The 16,680-nt window shown below is 65.4% G+C and carries 13 protein-coding genes, 5 tRNA genes and 2 pseudogenes; 11 read left to right on the plus strand and 9 right to left on the minus strand.

Features of this window, described 5'->3' with window-relative positions; translation table 11 throughout:
- Window positions 1-106: 106 nt before the first annotated feature.
- The 6 genes from KHN93_RS11350 to KHN93_RS11375 all read left to right on the plus strand — a co-directional run bounded on the left by KHN93_RS11350 (window position 107) and on the right by KHN93_RS11375 (window position 1,971).
- A complete protein-coding gene (locus KHN93_RS11350; protein ID WP_039521742.1) occupies window positions 107-499 on the plus strand; it encodes a c-type cytochrome in 393 nt (130 codons plus the stop codon).
- An 8-nt stretch (window positions 500-507) separates the two neighbouring features.
- Window positions 508-969, plus strand: a complete 462-nt coding sequence (locus KHN93_RS11355; protein ID WP_039514407.1) for a c-type cytochrome — start codon at window positions 508-510, stop codon at window positions 967-969.
- 103 nt (window positions 970-1,072) lie between these two features.
- A tRNA-Ala gene (locus tag KHN93_RS11360) sits at window positions 1,073-1,148 on the plus strand.
- A gap of 45 nt (window positions 1,149-1,193) precedes the next feature.
- Window positions 1,194-1,269 (plus strand) — tRNA-Glu (locus tag KHN93_RS11365).
- A 502-nt stretch (window positions 1,270-1,771) separates the two neighbouring features.
- Window positions 1,772-1,847 (plus strand) — tRNA-Ala (locus KHN93_RS11370).
- Between the two features lie 48 nt (window positions 1,848-1,895).
- Window positions 1,896-1,971: transfer RNA gene (locus KHN93_RS11375), tRNA-Glu, on the plus strand.
- Between the two features lie 203 nt (window positions 1,972-2,174).
- On the opposite strand, the gene KHN93_RS11380 is transcribed toward KHN93_RS11375, so the two are convergent.
- Together KHN93_RS11380 and KHN93_RS11385 are read right to left on the minus strand one after the other, a co-directional pair.
- Window positions 2,175-2,351, minus strand: coding sequence for a hypothetical protein (locus KHN93_RS11380; RefSeq protein WP_039521745.1), 177 nt, complete (start codon window positions 2,349-2,351; stop codon window positions 2,175-2,177).
- A gap of 349 nt (window positions 2,352-2,700) precedes the next feature.
- A tRNA-Leu gene (locus KHN93_RS11385) sits at window positions 2,701-2,787 on the minus strand.
- Between the two features lie 139 nt (window positions 2,788-2,926).
- Between KHN93_RS11385 and KHN93_RS11390 the strand changes: the two genes are divergently transcribed.
- The 3 genes and pseudogenes from KHN93_RS11390 to KHN93_RS11395 all read left to right on the plus strand — a co-directional run.
- On the plus strand, window positions 2,927-3,307 hold the full coding sequence (locus KHN93_RS11390) for a response regulator (protein ID WP_039527100.1): 381 nt from the start codon (window positions 2,927-2,929) through the stop codon (window positions 3,305-3,307).
- A gap of 675 nt (window positions 3,308-3,982) precedes the next feature.
- Window positions 3,983-4,246 (plus strand): annotated as a pseudogene (locus KHN93_RS21715) (hybrid sensor histidine kinase/response regulator); the annotation flags it as partial.
- A 54-nt stretch (window positions 4,247-4,300) separates the two neighbouring features.
- A pseudogene (locus tag KHN93_RS11395) lies at window positions 4,301-7,282 on the plus strand (PAS domain S-box protein); the annotation flags it as partial.
- A gap of 390 nt (window positions 7,283-7,672) precedes the next feature.
- Here the strand turns inward: KHN93_RS11395 and KHN93_RS11400 are convergent.
- Together KHN93_RS11400 and KHN93_RS11405 are read right to left on the minus strand one after the other, a co-directional pair.
- Window positions 7,673-10,039, minus strand: a complete 2,367-nt coding sequence (locus KHN93_RS11400) for a Tex family protein (RefSeq protein ID WP_211920129.1) — start codon at window positions 10,037-10,039, stop codon at window positions 7,673-7,675.
- A gap of 244 nt (window positions 10,040-10,283) precedes the next feature.
- Complete coding sequence (locus tag KHN93_RS11405; protein WP_016904406.1) at window positions 10,284-10,511, minus strand: hypothetical protein; 228 nt, start codon at window positions 10,509-10,511, stop codon at window positions 10,284-10,286.
- A gap of 192 nt (window positions 10,512-10,703) precedes the next feature.
- On the opposite strand from KHN93_RS11405, the gene KHN93_RS11410 reads away from it, so the two are divergent.
- Window positions 10,704-11,915, plus strand: a complete 1,212-nt coding sequence (locus tag KHN93_RS11410) for an NAD(P)/FAD-dependent oxidoreductase (protein WP_211920131.1) — start codon at window positions 10,704-10,706, stop codon at window positions 11,913-11,915.
- On the opposite strand, the gene KHN93_RS11415 is transcribed toward KHN93_RS11410, so the two are convergent.
- From KHN93_RS11415 to KHN93_RS11435, 5 genes are all read right to left on the minus strand, one after another.
- A complete protein-coding gene (locus KHN93_RS11415) occupies window positions 11,873-12,388 on the minus strand; it encodes a hypothetical protein (protein WP_104645786.1) in 516 nt (171 codons plus the stop codon). The two genes, KHN93_RS11410 and KHN93_RS11415, sit on opposite strands and share 43 nt — an antisense overlap.
- Window positions 12,358-12,558 carry a PspC domain-containing protein gene (locus KHN93_RS11420; RefSeq protein WP_016904409.1) on the minus strand — a complete coding sequence of 67 codons (201 nt, stop codon included), beginning with the start codon at window positions 12,556-12,558 and terminating at the stop codon, window positions 12,358-12,360. Before KHN93_RS11420 ends, KHN93_RS11415 begins: the two co-directional genes overlap by 31 nt.
- Before the next feature lie 103 nt (window positions 12,559-12,661).
- Window positions 12,662-13,738: a class III poly(R)-hydroxyalkanoic acid synthase subunit PhaC gene (locus KHN93_RS11425; protein ID WP_024938704.1), complete on the minus strand. Its 1,077-nt coding sequence runs from the start codon at window positions 13,736-13,738 to the stop codon at window positions 12,662-12,664.
- Complete coding sequence (phaE, locus tag KHN93_RS11430; RefSeq protein WP_212579638.1) at window positions 13,735-14,904, minus strand: class III poly(R)-hydroxyalkanoic acid synthase subunit PhaE; 1,170 nt, start codon at window positions 14,902-14,904, stop codon at window positions 13,735-13,737. The genes KHN93_RS11425 and phaE overlap by 4 nt, the downstream gene beginning before the upstream one ends.
- Window positions 14,905-14,958: 54 nt before the next feature.
- A complete protein-coding gene (locus tag KHN93_RS11435) occupies window positions 14,959-15,621 on the minus strand; it encodes a CDP-alcohol phosphatidyltransferase family protein (RefSeq protein WP_026064801.1) in 663 nt (220 codons plus the stop codon).
- Between the two features lie 82 nt (window positions 15,622-15,703).
- On the opposite strand from KHN93_RS11435, the gene KHN93_RS11440 reads away from it, so the two are divergent.
- Window positions 15,704-16,465 carry a 3-hydroxybutyrate dehydrogenase gene (locus KHN93_RS11440; protein ID WP_211920134.1) on the plus strand — a complete coding sequence of 254 codons (762 nt, stop codon included), beginning with the start codon at window positions 15,704-15,706 and terminating at the stop codon, window positions 16,463-16,465.
- The last annotated feature ends 215 nt before the right edge of the window (window positions 16,466-16,680 follow it).

A 16,680-nucleotide genomic window follows, 5' to 3' on the forward strand; every position in this document is an offset into this window, starting at 1 on the left:
TCGCGTATTCACCCCGTTTGCGCGGCGCCAAATCGCAGGCATACTCGGACCGGTTCCGCCACGCCCCCACGTGCGGACGTTCAATCAGTCTTCCGGATACGAAACCATGCGCCCGCAGCCGCTCGCCGCTTGTCTCGCTCTGGTCGTCTTCCTGCCGTTTGGGGGCGTATCAGCGACACCGTCAGTCACGCCAGCCGCACCCGCCACGCCTGCGCCCGCCGCGGCAGTGGCCACACCCGCAGCGCCCACCGGCAACCCGTCCAACGGCCGCTTGCTGGCCTATACCTGCCAGGGCTGCCATGGGGTCACCGGCTACAAGAACGCCTACCCCAGTTATCGCGTGCCCAAGATCGGCGGCCAGTCCAGCCAGTATCTGACCCAGGCGCTAACCGAGTACCGCCAGGGCAAACGCAAGCATCCCACCATGCAAGCGCAGGCGCAGAGCTTTTCCGAGCAGGACATCGCCGATATCTCCGCCTACCTGTCCACCCTCAAATAAGCGCCCACATGCCGAACGCCCTGCACGCTCCGCGTCTAGCCATCGCCCTGGTCGCTGCCCTGATGTTGGCGGCCTGCTCCCAATCCCAGGTTGAGTCCACCGACCATTCCGCCGGCGATGCCGGCCACGCCAGCGGCGAACATGGCTCCGGCTCGTCTGCCGGCCTGCCGACCGGGCGCGCCGACGCCGGCGACAAGCTGGCGCACGCGAAAGGCAAGGCCACCGGCCAGAGCTGCATCGATTGCCATGGCGCCGACGGCAACGCCCCTATCGACCCCAGCTATCCCAAGCTCGGCGGCCAGTACGGCGATTATCTTGCACATGCTCTGCAGGCCTACCGCAGCGGCGATCGCCAGCACCCGTTGATGACGGCGCAGGCCACTGCACTGAGCGATCAGGACATTGCCGACCTAGCCGCCTACTTCGGTGCTCGACAGACGCAACTGCGCGACCTGCACGGCGTCAACTGAGTTGCAGACGCACAGCGTGCCCGCGCACGCTGCGTCTCATGCGAAATGAAAAAGCACTTGCGCGAACATTAACAGGCCGCTATCATTTCGTTCTCAGTTTCGTGGGGCCATAGCTCAGCTGGGAGAGCGCCTGCATGGCATGCAGGAGGTCGGCGGTTCGATCCCGCCTGGCTCCACCACTCCTGGCTTAGGCCGTCAGGGTGACAACTCAGGTTTTGATACGCGTCCCCATCGTCTAGAGGCCTAGGACACCACCCTTTCACGGTGGACACCGGGGTTCGAATCCCCGTGGGGACGCCAATCATCTGAAAGCCCCGGCACTGCCGGGGCTTTTTTTTGCGTGTTTTTCAGCATCGATTGCGTAAGCGGTTATCTGCACGCGGTGCTCGTGGTGTGGCGTGTCATCTGTCGATATCGATGATGCAACAGCTCCGCATCAGCGTAGTGCGACCTGGAGCTTTACACCTCACCTGCTGCGGTTGCCGGCACGGCTACGCAGATGGCGGTGCAAGCAAATGCAGGATGTTGCGATGCTGATCGAATGCTGTGCGCAGACTGTTGCATATGACCGACGTGCAAAAGACGCCGCTGCCACTGCATCGTCACCTTACGCAACCAGACACTCGTGCATGCAGACGACATCTAGGTCGATCAGCTTGCGACGTGGGCACTCATCAAGCGCTCGCAAAGGCACGCGCCACATTGGTCCCCGCCACTGGCGAATCCGTCGCGCAAACTCTTTTGCACACCCCACTTCCCAAGTGTCATCGATGTCGCTATGATTGCCGGCTCGCAGCATCGTGGGGCCATAGCTCAGCTGGGAGAGCGCCTGCATGGCATGCAGGAGGTCGGCGGTTCGATCCCGCCTGGCTCCACCAAATTCCCGACATAGGCCGTCTGGAATCTACAACCAGGTTTTGATACGCGTCCCCATCGTCTAGAGGCCTAGGACACCACCCTTTCACGGTGGACACCGGGGTTCGAATCCCCGTGGGGACGCCAATCATCCGAAAGCCTCGGCATTGCCGGGGCTTTTTTTTGCCTGGAATTCAGGGGCACCCTACTCCACCGCATGCAATCGGTAGCGGCACGATACACGCGCATCGCGCCACTCCATCCAAACACGCACGGATCGACTGTGGAACGCGCTCACTCGACTGCGCACTTACTTGCTTGCGAGTCGAACAAATCCACACAACGACGAATCAGGTCTGGCCGACATCCAGCGCCTTGCGGCCTTCGTGGGTGAGATCGATGTCGCCGTCTTCGGCCTGTGTTGCATAGCCGGCACGCACTGCCCAGTTGGCCTCTTCGTCGGCAACCGGAGTGGTGTCATGGATGTCGCGCAAGATGCGCAGTTGCTGCGAAGAATCGAAATCCATGGGAAGCCACCTGCTTGAAGAGAGCTTTCCAAGGTACGCATCGCGCGTGATGGTTGCGTGCCTGCAGGCGCCTGGCGGCAATCCACGCTCATCTCGCCGGAATTTTCAGCGACCACGCATCATCGATGCGCGGCAATGGAACACGCCGCCATACGGCGAAGAAAGGTGACGATGCCGCACCAACTGCTGCACCACGTCGACGACAAATCGCCCTGTTTTTGACCGCGATGCTGCTCGGCGCGAGGGGGCAACAGCCGCCAACATTCGCAGGTTCCGACGATTATCGAGCGCACAAAAGAAAAGCCCCTCTGACCGTCGCCAGAAGGGCTTTGCTTGTACCGCTACATCCTGGTGCCGAAGGTGGGACTCGAACCCACACGCTTTTAAGGGCGGCGGATTTTGAATCCGCTGCGTCTACCGATTCCGCCACTTCGGCGTGGCCGCGCAGTATAGCGACTTGCGCATGAAACGAACAGTGTCAGAACGCGCCTGACGAATTCAGGTGCAAGCAGTGGCGTCAGCGCTGCGGTGGAGCAGTGTCGATATACTGGCCGACTTAGGTGAAGGAGTAAGCAATGTCGGTGTTGCGTGGAGTTCGGGTGCTGGTGGTCGAGAACGACCAGATGAATGCCATGCTGCTCGATCTGCAGCTCGTCCAGGCTGGCGCGGTCGTGCTGGGTCCGGTTGGGGAAGTTGCGCAAGCGCTAACCCTGATCCAGGCCGATGCGCCGGAGATCGCAGTGCTCGACTACCGCCTCGGCAATGGCGAGACCAGCGAGCCGGTCGCCCGGTTGCTGTCGGAGCTCGGGATTCCGTTCGTACTGGCGACCGGTGTTGCCAGTGGCACCATCCCCAGCGGCTTCGAGCGCGGCGTGATCCTGACCAAGCCCTATTTGTCAGACGAACTGATCAGCGCGCTGTCCAGGGCACGGCAGCTGAGCGACGCCGCCAGCTGAGCAACAGCGCAAGCGGGTGCGCCGCCAGCATGTATGCGCGGCCGGTCTTCAACGCTCTTCACCGTCAGCCACAGCTGCTGACCGCCCGCCTGCCGGGCTTAACGTAGACCCCTCGCGCGGCCGCGCCGGCTGCCACACCCCCTCGATCACGGCCCGCTTGCCACTAGAATCGTGCATCCAGGCATGATGGGCAGGTCACCAATGGATATCGCCGTGTCGCCGTTTGCCGGTTTGTTGCCGGAGACGTGCGAGACAGCCGGGCTGTTGCTGGCGTCGTCCGCATGCGCCGCCGACCCGCAGCTGCGCGACAGCCCAGCGCTGCGGACGACGCTTTCGCTGTGCCTGCATGCACAGGTGCCGATGCTGCTGGTCTGGGGCGAGCAGTCGCGCTGCATCTACAACGATGCCTGCATCGCGCTGTTGGGCGAACGCCACCCGGCAGCATTCGGCCAACCCTTGGCGGAACTTGCAGACGGCGCCGAAGCCAACCACAGCGATGCCGATGCGCGTGCAGCATTGACGCTGTCGACATGGTCCTGCAGCCCGGTGCTGCAGGCCGGCAAACCTCTGGGCATGCTGTATGTCGCCGGCACGCCCGCCCCTGCTGCAGGGCCGCCCCGTCGCGAGTCCGCGCCCGCAGCGGTGTTGCCTTCGCTCGACCAGTCGCCGGCCTTCATGGCGGTGCTGCGTGGACCCAGCTACATCATCGAAAGCGCGAACCAACGTTTCCACGAGCTGGTCGGACAGCGACCGTTGCTCGGCCGTCCCTTGCTCGAGGCGATGCCGGAAGTCGCCGACCAGGGCTATCTCGAGCTGCTCGATGAGGTGCGGCGCAGCGGCCGTCCCTTCATCGGCGAGTCGATGTCCGCCTATCTGCAGCGCACGCCCGGCAATGCGCTCGATCAGACCTTCGTGGATTTCCTGTATCAGCCGATGCGCGAGCGCGACGGCCGCATCGACGCGATCCTGGTGCACGGATTCGATGTCACCCAGCAACGCAGCATGGCAAGTCGCGACAGTTTCCTGCTGATGCTCGAAGACGCGCTGCAAAACGTTTCCGATCCGCGTCAGATCATCGACACCAGCGTGCGATTGCTGGGCGAGCATCTGCAGGTCAATCGCTGCGCGTTCGGCCTGGCGGCGGCCGACGGCAGAACCATGCACGTGATCAGCGACCATGTGCAGGACATGCCAAGCCTGCAGGGCGATTTTCCGCTGGAAGTAGCGCAGGGCCTGCGCGACGCCTTGCTGGAAAACCGCCCCTGGTTCACCACCGATGCGATGGCGCCCGGTGCGCCGGACTATGTGGCGCGGCAGTACCGACGCTCCGGCCTGCGCGCATCGCTGGCGATTCCGCTGCATAAACACGGCCGCCTGGTCGCGGCCATCGGCGTGCATCAGCGCGCACCGCGGCGCTGGCTGTCCACCGAGATCGAGCTGGTCCGCCTGGTTGCGGCGCGCTGTTGGGAATCCATGCAACGCGCTAAGGCGCAGCAGCAACTGGCCGCCAACGAGGCGCGGCTGCGCCGACTGGCCGACACCCTGCCGCAGATCATCTTCATTGCCGACCCGGAGGGTGAGCCGCATTACTTCAATCAGCGTTGGTATGAATACACCGGACTGGACCCTGCCGACCACCAGACCGCCGCGTGGCATCAGGCACACACCGCCGAGGGCCTGCAGCTGTCAGCGCAGGCCTGGGCATTGGCCATCGAGGTTGAACGCGCCTACGAAATGGAGTGTGAGCTGCAACGCCACGATGGCCAAAGGCGCTGGCACCTGGCGCGTGCCCTACCCGTGCGCGGCGACGACGGCAGCATCAGCGAGTGGATCGGCACCTACACCGATATCCATGACCGCCGTGCGTTCGAGCAACAGCTGCGCGAAAGCGAAGTGCGCTTCCGCGCTTTGTGCGAAACGGTGCCGGCAATGATCTGGATGGCCGACGCGCAGGGCGACTGCGTGTACTGGAATCCGCGCTGGTATCACTTCACCGGGCAGGCCGAAGACCAGGCCATGGATCAGGGCTGGTGGGATGTGATGCATCCGGACGATGCCGAACGCGTGCGCCACGCATTCGGCCAGGCCTTGGAGCAACGTGGCGAGTTCCTGGCCGAGTACCGCGTGCGTCGTCACGACGGGCAATACCGTTGGTGCATCGATACCGCGTCGCCGCACTTCGCCAGCGATGGACGTTTTCTCGGCCACATCGGCTCGCTGACCGATATCTCCGAACGCAAGCTGATCGAGGATGAAACCGCCTCCGATCGCGTCATCCTGAGCCTGATCACCACCGGCGCACCGCTGCCGGTGGTGCTGGACGCCATCGCAGCGAGCGTGGAAGCGCGTGGCGACATTGCGCTGTATTGCGCGGTGATGGTGCTGGATGACGTACGCAAGACGCTGAGCTTCGGCTCGGCGCCACATTTTCCGGTCGAGTACCGCGGGCATTTCGAAGCCTCGCCGATCGGACCGAACGGGCCGCCGTGCGCGCGCTCGGCCTATCTCGGGCAGCAGGTGATCTGCGAGGACATCCAGGCCGACCCCAGCTTCAGCGACCACCACGCGATTTCGGCGGCGCTGGGCATCGTTGCCTGCTGCGTGACGCCCATCCTGGATAGCAACGGGCAGGTGCTGGGCACGCTCAACATCTACTACGACCGCGTCCACCTGCCCTCGCTGCGCGAACAGGCGATGGCGCGCTCTGCATCGCATCTGGCCGGCATCGTCATCGAGCGCACGCGCGTCGATGCCAAGCTCAAGCAATCGCTGCAGGCCGAGACCGCCGCACGCAGCCAGGCCGAGCATGCCAGCCGGGTCAAGGACGAGTTCCTGGCCACGCTCAGCCACGAATTGCGCACGCCGCTCAATGCCATCCTGGGCTGGTCGCGGTTGATGCAGTCGGAGGTGTTCGAGCCGGCCAATCTGGGCAAGGGCCTGATCATCATCGAACGCAGTGCGCGTGCGCAGACGCAGATCATCGACGACCTGCTCGACATGAGCGCGATCCTGTCCGGCAAGATCCGCCTGCAGGCAGAGCACTTCGATATCGCAGGACTGATGCGCAGCACGGTGGAGTTGATGCAACCCTCTGCACTGGCGCGCGACATCGCACTGGAACTGGATGCACCCGGCGAAGGCGAGCTGTGGTTCTTCGGCGATGCCGGGCGGCTGCAGCAGGTGCTGTCCAACCTGCTCAGCAACGCACTCAAGTTCACCTCACCCGGCGGAACGGTGCGGGTAGCGCTGGACATCGAGGACGAACGGCTGCGACTGTGCGTGCAGGACACCGGCATCGGGATTGCCGCCGAGTTCCTGCCACATGTGTTCGACCGCTTTCGGCAGGCCGATGCCGGCACCACGCGGCGCGTGGGCGGGCTGGGGCTGGGCTTGTCGATCTCGCGCCAGTTGGTCGATCTGCACGGCGGCAGCCTGGGTGCCTCCAGTGCGGGCGAAGGCCAGGGGTCGACCTTCACCATCGTGCTGCCGTTCCAGCACGGGGTCAGCGATCTGCGTCCCGCGTCGGCCGGGTCGCTGCAGGTCGGTCCGCTGCCGAGTGATTGTCTCGGGCGCCTGGATGGCGTGCGCCTGCTGCTGGTCGACGACGACCAGGATTCGCGCGAGGCGGTAGTGCAGTTCCTGATGCTTGCCGGCGCGCAGGTGCAGGCGGCCGGCTCGGTGGAAGCGGCCGAACAATGCCTGGCAGAGACTTCCTTCGACGTGCTGGTCAGCGATATCGCCATGCCGGTGCGCGATGGCTACGACTTGATCCGCACCGTGCGCTCCGGCCGCGCCGACCTGCCGCGGCACATCCCCGCGATCGCCCTCACCGCCTATGTACGCGAAGAAGACCGCGACCGCGCAGTAGTCGCCGGATTCGATGCGCATATGGGCAAGCCGGTGGAACCACCCGGCCTGGTCGACCTGATCGAACGCCTGATCTTGCCGACACGCGCGGTACGCAGTGAGGCGTGATGTCGCGCGGGAGCAGCTAATCAAAACAGCGTCGTCAACCAAGCGCTGCTTGCAACACACCCACCGACCATCCCGATTGGTCCTTGCCCGCCCACCGTCGCGGGACCTTACGCGGCATGGATGCCGCGTAAGAGCCTACATGGACGTACTTGCGGCGTGTCCTGCGATGGTGGGCGGGCAAGGGCCCTACACCAAGGCCTCAGATCAGCCGCCTTTCGAACAATTTCTCTGCACATGCGCATCGCGATGGCCGGAGAGCAAGATCCCCGCAGCGGCATTGCAGATCAACCGCTCCAATAGCGATCCAATCGCAGCAGCAGACCCGCCGCCTTGCGAGCGGGTCTATCTACACTGCCCGGCCACGCCAGGGCAGCCGCCGGGCACGCTGACTCAGCCGCGCTTGGCGCGGGCGAATGCCGCGGCCAGCGCGTTGTCGGCCGGCGGCGCAGTGGTACGCGGCTTGCTGTTGCCCTGCGCCGGGCCACGCCCACCGCCACCATCGCGCCGGCCCTGCCCCGCGCCGCCGTTGCCGCGTTGATCGCGCGATTGGGCTGAGGCATCGGCCGGCGGTGGCGTATCGGACAGACGGCAGGTCAGTGCGATGCGTTTGCGCGCCACGTCCACTTCCAGCACCTTGACCTTGACGATGTCGCCGGCCTTGACCACATCGCGCGGATCCTTGACGAAGGTGTCCGACAACGCGGAGATGTGGACCAGGCCATCCTGATGCACGCCGATATCGACGAACGCACCGAATGCGGCCACGTTGCTGACCACGCCTTCGAGCACCATGCCGGGCTTGAGATGCTTGATGTCCTCGATGCCTTCGGCGAACTGTGCCGCCTTGAACTCGGGGCGCGGATCGCGGCCGGGTTTTTCCAGCTCCTTGAGGATGTCGCGCACGGTCGGTACACCGAACTGCTCGTCGGTGAACAGCTCCGGCTTGAGTCCACGCAGGAAGCTGCCGTCGCCCAGCAGGGCCTTGATCGGCTTGCCGGTGCTGCCGACGATGCGCTCGACCACTGGATAGGCTTCCGGATGCACCGCCGACACGTCCAGCGGCTCGTCGCCATCGGCGATGCGCAGGAAACCGGCGCATTGTTCGAAGGTCTTGTCGCCCAGACGCGGCACCTTGAGCAGGTCCTTGCGGCGCTTGAACGGACCGTTGTCGTCGCGATGGCGCACGATGTTTTCCGCCACCGTGCTCGACAGCCCGGACACGCGCGACAGCAGCGCCGCCGACGCGGTATTGACGTACACGCCGACCGCATTGACGCAGTCTTCCACGCGCGCCTCCAGCGCCTTGGCCAGACGATATTGATCCACGTCGTGCTGGTACTGGCCCACGCCAATCGCCTTGGGCTCGATCTTGACCAGCTCGGCCAGCGGATCCTGCAGGCGCCGCGCAATCGACACCGCACCGCGCAGCGACACGTCCAGATTGGGGAACTCCTTGGCAGCAAACTCGGACGCCGAATACACCGACGCACCGGCTTCGCTGACCACGATCTTCTGCAGATTGCTCGCACCGCACAGCGCGATCGCCTCACCGGCGAGCTTGTCGGTCTCGCGGCTGGCGGTGCCATTGCCGATCGCAATCAGCTCCACGTTGTGCTGCATGCACAGCTTCTTGATCGTCTGCAGCGACTGCTCCCATTGCCGCTTGGGCTCGTGCGGGTAGATCGTCTCGGTGGCCACCAGCTTGCCGGTGGCATCGACCACGGCGATCTTGCAACCGGTGCGGATACCCGGGTCCAGCCCCAGCACCACGCGCGGGCCGGCCGGCGCGGCCAGCATCAGGTCCTTGAGGTTGTCGCCGAACACGGCGATCGCCTCGGCCTCGGCCTTTTCGCGCGCCTGGTTGAACAGGTCCAGCAGCAGATGCATGTGCAGCTTGGCGCGCCAGGTCAGCCGGCAGGCATCCAGCAACCAGCGATCGGCCGGACGGTTCTGGTTGGAGATGCCGGCATTGCGCGCCACACGTCCCTCGGCGTACTGATGGCCGGCCTCGGCATCGTTGCCCGGCTCCAGATCCAGGTACAGGAACTCCTCGCGGCGCGCACGAAACAGCGCCAGCAAGCGGTGCGAGGGAATCTTGGACAGCGATTCGGCATGATCGAAGTAATCGCGGTATTTGGCACCGGCCTCTTCCTTGCCCTCGGCAACGCGCGCGCGAATCACGCCGTTGTCGTTCAACCAGCTGCGCAGCTCGCCCACCAGGGCGGCATCTTCGCCCCAGCGCTCCATCAGGATGGCGCGTGCGCCCTCCAGCGCTGCCTTGATATCGGCCACGCCCTTCTCTGCATCGATGTACGCCGCAGCAGCGACTTCCGGCGCCTGGTTCGGGTCGGCCAGCAGGCCGTCAGCCAGCGGCTCCAGGCCGGCTTCGCGCGCAATCTGCGCACGCGTGCGGCGCTTGGGCTTGTAAGGAAGGTACAGATCTTCCAGCCGCGACTTGCTGTCGGCCGCCACGATCTCGGCGCGCAATTCGTCGCTGAGTTTGCCCTGCTCGCCGATGCTGGACAGGATCGCCGCGCGGCGCTCTTCCAGCTCGCGCAGATAGGTCAGGCGCGTTTCCAGATTGCGCAATTGGGTGTCGTCCAGCCCGCCGGTGACTTCCTTGCGGTAGCGCGCGATGAACGGAACGCTGGCACCCTCGTCGAGAAGGGCAATGGCGGCGCGCGCCTGCGCGGGTTGGGCACCGATCTCGTCGGCGATGGTGCGAGCGATCTGCTGGGCAAGCTGGCTGTCGTGCATGGCGGCGCGGCCGGAGCCGCTTCACTGAAAAAAGCATTTTCGCAGTGCTGGCCCGCCGCGGGAACCCGTTGACAGGATCGCCATAACACTATGCCGGCGCGTCTTTCGACGGCTGACGAGCGCTAGCGGGCGATCGTCAGGTAGTTGCAGAGGGTGCGTAAGAGCTGAAGTACCGTTGCGATACCTGCAGCTGTGGGCACTTGGCGCCCACTGACGGTGGGCGCACTCGTCCGGTCGGCTGCGCTTAGCTGGCGCGACCTGCGTAATGCGTGGCAGCGCGCTCGACCAGGATGCTTTCGTGCAGCGATTCCAGTGCCATCACGCGGATCTTGCCGACGTCCTTCAACGGCACCATGCGCTCGACATAGATCTCCGGGCCGGCGTCGGTCATCGCGCGCGACTTGCTGAACCCGTAAGGCACAACTCCCTTGTCGCCATCTTTGCTGCCACCGACGTACAGAACGATCGACATGCCCACACCCTCGTTAACAACTGTGACTACGTTAGTGGCGCGAGCATAACGACCGTGCCGTGAGGAGCTTTCCACGCACGTTAACGCCGGCTGTTTGCGGTTTGGTGACGGCGGGATCCCCTCGCCTGTCTGCACAACCGCTTCACCCTGCCTGCCGGTCCAATTGCGCTCCGCCCGCACGTACGACACCGCATGGACCTCAAGAGTGGCTACCCGTTCTGGTCGATCCGCAACGGGTTGATGCGCGCCTATCCGCGTCTGGAGCGCGACACCGATTGCGAGGCGGCCATCGTCGGTGGCGGGGTCACCGCCGCCCTGATCGCGCACGAGCTGCTCAAGCACGGGCACGAGGTGGTGGTGCTCGAGCAGCGCGAGATCGGCTGGGGCAGTACCTCGGCCAGCACCGCCTTGCTGCAGTACGAAATCGACACACCCATGATCGCGCTGGCCAGGCAATACGGCATGCCGGCGGCTGCGCTGGCGTACGCTGCGTGCGCGCAAGCCGTGCTCGACCTGCAAGGCCTTTGCAATACGCTGGGCGGCTGCGACTTCAGCCGTCAGGACAGCCTGTACTACGCCAGCCGGTCGCGGGATCTCGACGACCTGCGTCGCGAACTGCAGGTGCGAAAAACCCACAAACTTCCCGTCGAATGGATCGAGCGCGCGCCGTTGTGGCACAGCTATGGCGTACGTTCCGAGGGCGCGATCCTCAGCCGCCTGGCCGCCAGCGTCGATCCGTATCGGCTGTGCTACCGCCTGTTTGCAGAAGGCGAGCAATACGGCGCGCGCATCTACGACCGCACCACAATTGCCACCCTTACACCCCACGACCGGCATGTCGCGTTGCGCACCCGCGACGGGGTCACGCTGCGCGCCCGGCACGTCATCATGGCCGCAGGCTACGCAAACCAGCAGTGGCTGTCGCAGCGCGTGGCACGCAACCGCAGCAGCTACGCATTCGTGACCGATCCGCTGCACGACGGCGAGATGGGCGCGCTCAAGCACACCATGATGTGGGAAACCGCGCGTCCCTATCTCTACCTGCGCAGCACGCCGGATGGACGCGTGGTGGCCGGCGGCGAAGACGACAACATCGATCTGCCCGCACGTCGCGACGCACGTGTCATGCGCAAGCTGAAGACGCTGCTGAAGAAGATCCACCAGACGATGCCGGACATCAGCCTGCGCCCGGTATTCGCCTGGGGCGGCACCTTCGCCGAAACCGCCGATGGGCTGCCGTTCTTCGGCCCGCATCCGCAACATGGGCCGCGGGTGTCGTTCGCGATGGCGTACGGCGGCAACGGCATCACCTACAGCGCGATCGGCGCAGGCTTATTGCGAGCGCAACTGGAAGGCAGGCCTCACCCGTTGTCGGACCTGTTCGGTTTCTCGCGGTTGCGCTGAGATCCCCACGGCCACCAGCCGTGGCCGTGCAGCGCATATGCGTCGGCGGCCCGTTCCAGCGGATTGCGTACGTGGATGCCGCCGCACAGCAAATACACCGGCAAAAACAGCGGGCCGAGCAGCATGTACTGGTAGACATGCGCACGTTCGTGGTCGCCTAGGCGCACCGGCGGGTGCTGACAGCGCCCGGCAGCATGCGCATACGTGCTGCATTGCAGATCCAGCGAAGCGCCCTTGAGCAGGATCACGTTGCCCAGCGTCATTGCCCCACCTGGTCCCCATGGCCAGGCATGGAACACCACCGCCAGTTCCTGCCCGGACCAGCGCGGACGCGCGCCGAAACAGCTGCCGGCGGCACCGATGGCAAGGCCGAGCAAGGTATTGGGCAGCGTCCACAACGCGCCCAGCACCTGCACGGACGACCACCGGCGCCGGGCGGGCGTCAGTCGGCCTGGTTGGGGATCAGCAGCCACAGGATCAGATAGACCAGGATGCCGGGGAACGCGGCCGAGGCGATCGACACGATCACGAACAGCACTCGCAACAGTGTGGAGCTCCAGCCGAAGCGGCGGGCGATGCCACCGACCACGCCGGCGATCATGCGGTCGTTGAGGGAACGGGACAATGCGGTGGTCGTGGCCATGGAAGGCTCCTTCGAACGTGATGCCCAGTCTAAAAAGCGCAGCGACTGCGCCTTGTGACGGCTGCGGCTGCTCGCTGCAGGCACAGCGCAACCCAAAGCCGCATCACGCGTTGCCGCCACGCTCCTGCAACCAGCGGTGGATCGCCACCGGCACCTCGCGCTGCGCACGTCCGGAGACGTAGATGCCGATATGCCCGCCGCGGAAACTCAGCTCGGTGTAATCGTCGCTGCCAACCAGGCCGCGCAATGCACGCGAGGCGTCGGGCGGCACCAGATGATCGTGTTCGGCGTAGATGTTGAGCACCGGCATGTCCACTGCCTGCAGATCGACCGCTTCCCCGCCGATGCGCACCTGCCCGGTCACCAGGCCATTGCGCTGATAGAACTGGGTGACGAACTCGCGGAAGGCCTCGCCGGCCAGATCGGGCGAATCGAAGATCCACTTTTCCATGCGCAGGAAATCTTCCAGCGCCTGCTTGTCGTCAAGGATGTCGAGCAAGCCGACGTACTTCTGCAGATTCAGCCGGAACGGCTTGAGCATCAGGTAACTGGCGTTCATCAGATCCGCCGGCACGTTGCCCATGGTGTCCACGAACAGATCCACATCGACCATGCGCGCCCAGTTGGAGAGCATGTTGTCGGGGGTGTGGAAATCCACCGGCGTGACCATGGTGATCAGGTTGCGCACCTTCGGCCGCTGCAGTGCCGCATAGCACAGCGCAAACGTGCCGCCCTGGCAGATGCCGAGCACATCGACCGCCTCCAGCCCCGACTGCGCGCGCAGGTGGTCCACCGCGCCATCGATATAGCGCAGCAGATAGTCCTCCAGCGTGAGGTAACGCTCGGAGCGGTCCGGGTAGCCCCAATCCAGCACGTAGACGTCCTGGCCGTGGCCCAGCAGGCCCTTGACCAGCGAGCGGTCGGCCTGCAGGTCGACCATGTAGGGCCGGTTGACCAGCGCGTAGACGATCAGCAGCGGCGTCCTGGCCACCGGCGCCTGCTCGCCGACAAAGCGGTACAGCACCACCTTGCCGTCGCGCCAGATTTCCTCGCGCTCGGTCACGCCGTAATCCACGTCTTCCACGCCGGGCAGCAGCTTGAGCCCCTCGCGCAGCTTGCGCTGCATCGACAGGGTTTCCTGCATCAGGTCTTCGGCGCTGAATCCCAACGGTCCTTTCATGTCTGCGCTCCACGTGGCTTGCGTGCGGCCGGCTTAGCGGAAGCTGTGCCGGCCGATGGCCTGGCGGCGCTTTTGGACGCCTTCGTGTTCTTGGCTGTGGCGGTTTTCGCTGGCGGTTTCTTGGCCGGGCCGGTCGTCGCTGCCGGCTTGGGCGCAGTGTCCGCCCTGGATGCCGGCGCGCGTTTGGCCGTGGCCGGCGCAACCGGGTCAGCCGCCGCTGCAGCGGGCTTGCCGGCCGGGCTGGCCGTAGTGCGCAGCATGCGTCGCACCGCACGTTCCAGCTCGGCGATGCGGCGGTGCGCGGCGTCCATCTCAGAACGCGTCGGCATCCCGAAACGCTCGCTCAACTGCTCCACTTCTTCCTGCAACGCGGCGCGCAGGCGCATATGCGCATTGGCAAAGCCGCCGTACACCTCGCGAAACTGGTCGGACAAGGCGACGTCGGCATACGACTCTTCGGCGGCCTCGATCCACAGATCGAACAAGGCACGCGCACTGGTCAGCTGACTGCCGCTGCTTTCGTGCTCGCCCAGCTTGGAGGCGAATCGGCCGAACGCCTGCTCAATGGCCGACTTGAGTTGTTCGCCATAGGCCTGCGATTGCGCCTGGTACTCCTGCTGTGCACGGGCCAGCGTCTGCAGGCGTGCCTGGTGATTGCGGCTCACGCCGAATGCCGGCATGTCCAGCCAGGGCGCGTTTTCTTCCCGCCACTTCGCCAGCGCCTGCGCGGCGTCCTGCAGCCACGGGTCGAAGCCGCCCGGGCTGCCGCCACGCAGCGAGCCCAGCGTCCACTGCATCAGCTGCTCGCCCTGCCCCTGCACGGCGCGCCGCCAGGCTTCGGAGACTTCGTTGGCCGAGGTGTCGCGCCCGGCGAACTGCGCGGCCACCTGCTGCATGGTGCCGAACCAGTCGCCGGCCTGATGACGGAAGCGGTCGATGGCCTCCTGCGCCTGCGGTGCGGCCTGGGTGGGCAGCAGCTGCGACCACCAGTCCATCGCCTTGCGCCAATCCTGCGGTGCGTCGCTGCCCGGCCCCGTCCCGGGAACGGCACCGGGCTGGGCAGCGGCGCCGGACTGGCCGTGGCGCATGGCATCTCCCCAGGCGCTCCAGTACTGGCGCGCCTTGTCTTCGAAGTTGCCGTTGTCCGAACCGCTGGTTGCCATGATCCCTTCCCGTGACTGTCCACCAGCCATCCTACCGCGTGTGCCCGGCCGTACCGGTCAGGGTTTGGGGATGCGCAGCGTCTTGCTGATCATCAGCGAGCCGGACACCGCAAACAGCAGCACCAACGGGTGGAACTGCCACGGCCCCAGCTGCCACTGCCCCCACCACAAGGTCTGGCCGATATGGCCGCTGCTGGCAGCGACCGCCAGCAGGATCACCAGCAGCAGGCTGGTGGGAATCGGGGTGCCTTCGAAGTACGGCACCTTGTCGGCCTCGCCGGCGATCTCTTCGGCAGTCACGTTGTAGCGCGCCAGCCGGCTGACGCCGCAGCAGACGAAATAGCTCAGCACCAGCCAATCCCAGCCGCCGCGCATGCCGCAGGCATAGCCCAGCGCCGCCGGCGCTACGCCGAACGAGATCACGTCGGCCAGCGAATCCAGCTCGCGGCCCAGGGTCGAGGACGCCTTGCGCCAGCGCGCCACATGCCCGTCCAGCGCATCGAACACGAACGCCAGCGGGATCAGCGCCATGCCCAACAGCAGGTCGCCGCGATGGCCTTCCTGCAGGAAGCGCATCGACGCAAACACCGCGCCGGTACCGCAGAAGGCGTTGGCCAGGGTGAACCAGTCCGCGAGTTGGAAATCGCGCAGCATCGAGAAATGGCGTTTCATGCGGAACCTGAGAGGAGCAAGGCGCAAAGGGTAACGCGCGCACGCCATGCAGGCGACCGTTTCACGCTATCGGCTAGGCTGGCAATCAGCATGGCCGCTCCGGCCGGGCACGATCGACGACGAGGACCGCATGAAGCGCAGCATCCTGATCACCGGCGCAGGCAGCGGCATCGGTGCCGGCATCGCCACCGAGCTGGCCGCCGGCGGCCACCATCTGATCGTCAGCGATATGGATCTGGCGGCGGCCGAACGCACCGCGCAGCGCCTGCGCGACACCGGCAGCTCGGCCGAAGCACTGGCGCTGGACGTGACCGATGACCACGGCATCGCGCAGGCCTTGGCGTGCGTGACGCGCGCGCCGCAGGTGCTGGTCAACAACGCCGGCCTGCAGCAGGTTGCCGCACTGGAAGACTTCCCGATGCAGCGCTGGGCCTTGCTGGTGGATGTGATGCTGACCGGCGCCGCACGGCTCAGCCGCGCGGTCCTGCCCGGCATGCGCGCGGCCGGCTACGGGCGCATCGTCAACATCGGCAGCATCCATTCGCTGGTCGCCAGCCCGTACAAGAGCGCGTATGTCGCAGCCAAGCACGGCCTGGTCGGCCTGGCCAAGGTCATCGCACTGGAAACCGCCGACTGCGACATCACCGTCAACACGCTATGCCCGAGCTATGTGCGCACCCCGCTGGTGGAGCGCCAGATCGCCGACCAGGCGCGCACGCGCGGCATCGCCGAAGAGGCGGTGATCCGCGATGTGATGCTCAAGCCGATGCCCAAGGGCGCCTTCATCGACTACGACGAACTCGCCGGCACGGTCGCGTTCCTGATGTCGCATGCCGCGCGCAACATCACCGGGCAGGCGATCGCCATCGACGGCGGCTGGACCGCGCAGTAAGCACGGCTGGCGAAATTTTCACCAGTTTCCGTGGCCGCCTTGCGCCGCAAGGCGCGCGCGCAGTTGTCCACAGACTTGCGCAGGATTCATCCACAACCGGTGTGGAGAAGTGCGTGGAGGCGAATGCAGGCGGCAGGTCGCCACAGCGTGCAGCGCCGGCTTGCGGTTGCGCTCGCCAGGTCGATCGCATGGCATTAGCGCCGATGAAACGACAT

Origin of the sequence: Xanthomonas arboricola pv. juglandis, assembly GCF_905367715.1 — a bacterium.
Taxonomy (GTDB): domain Bacteria; phylum Pseudomonadota; class Gammaproteobacteria; order Xanthomonadales; family Xanthomonadaceae; genus Xanthomonas; species Xanthomonas arboricola.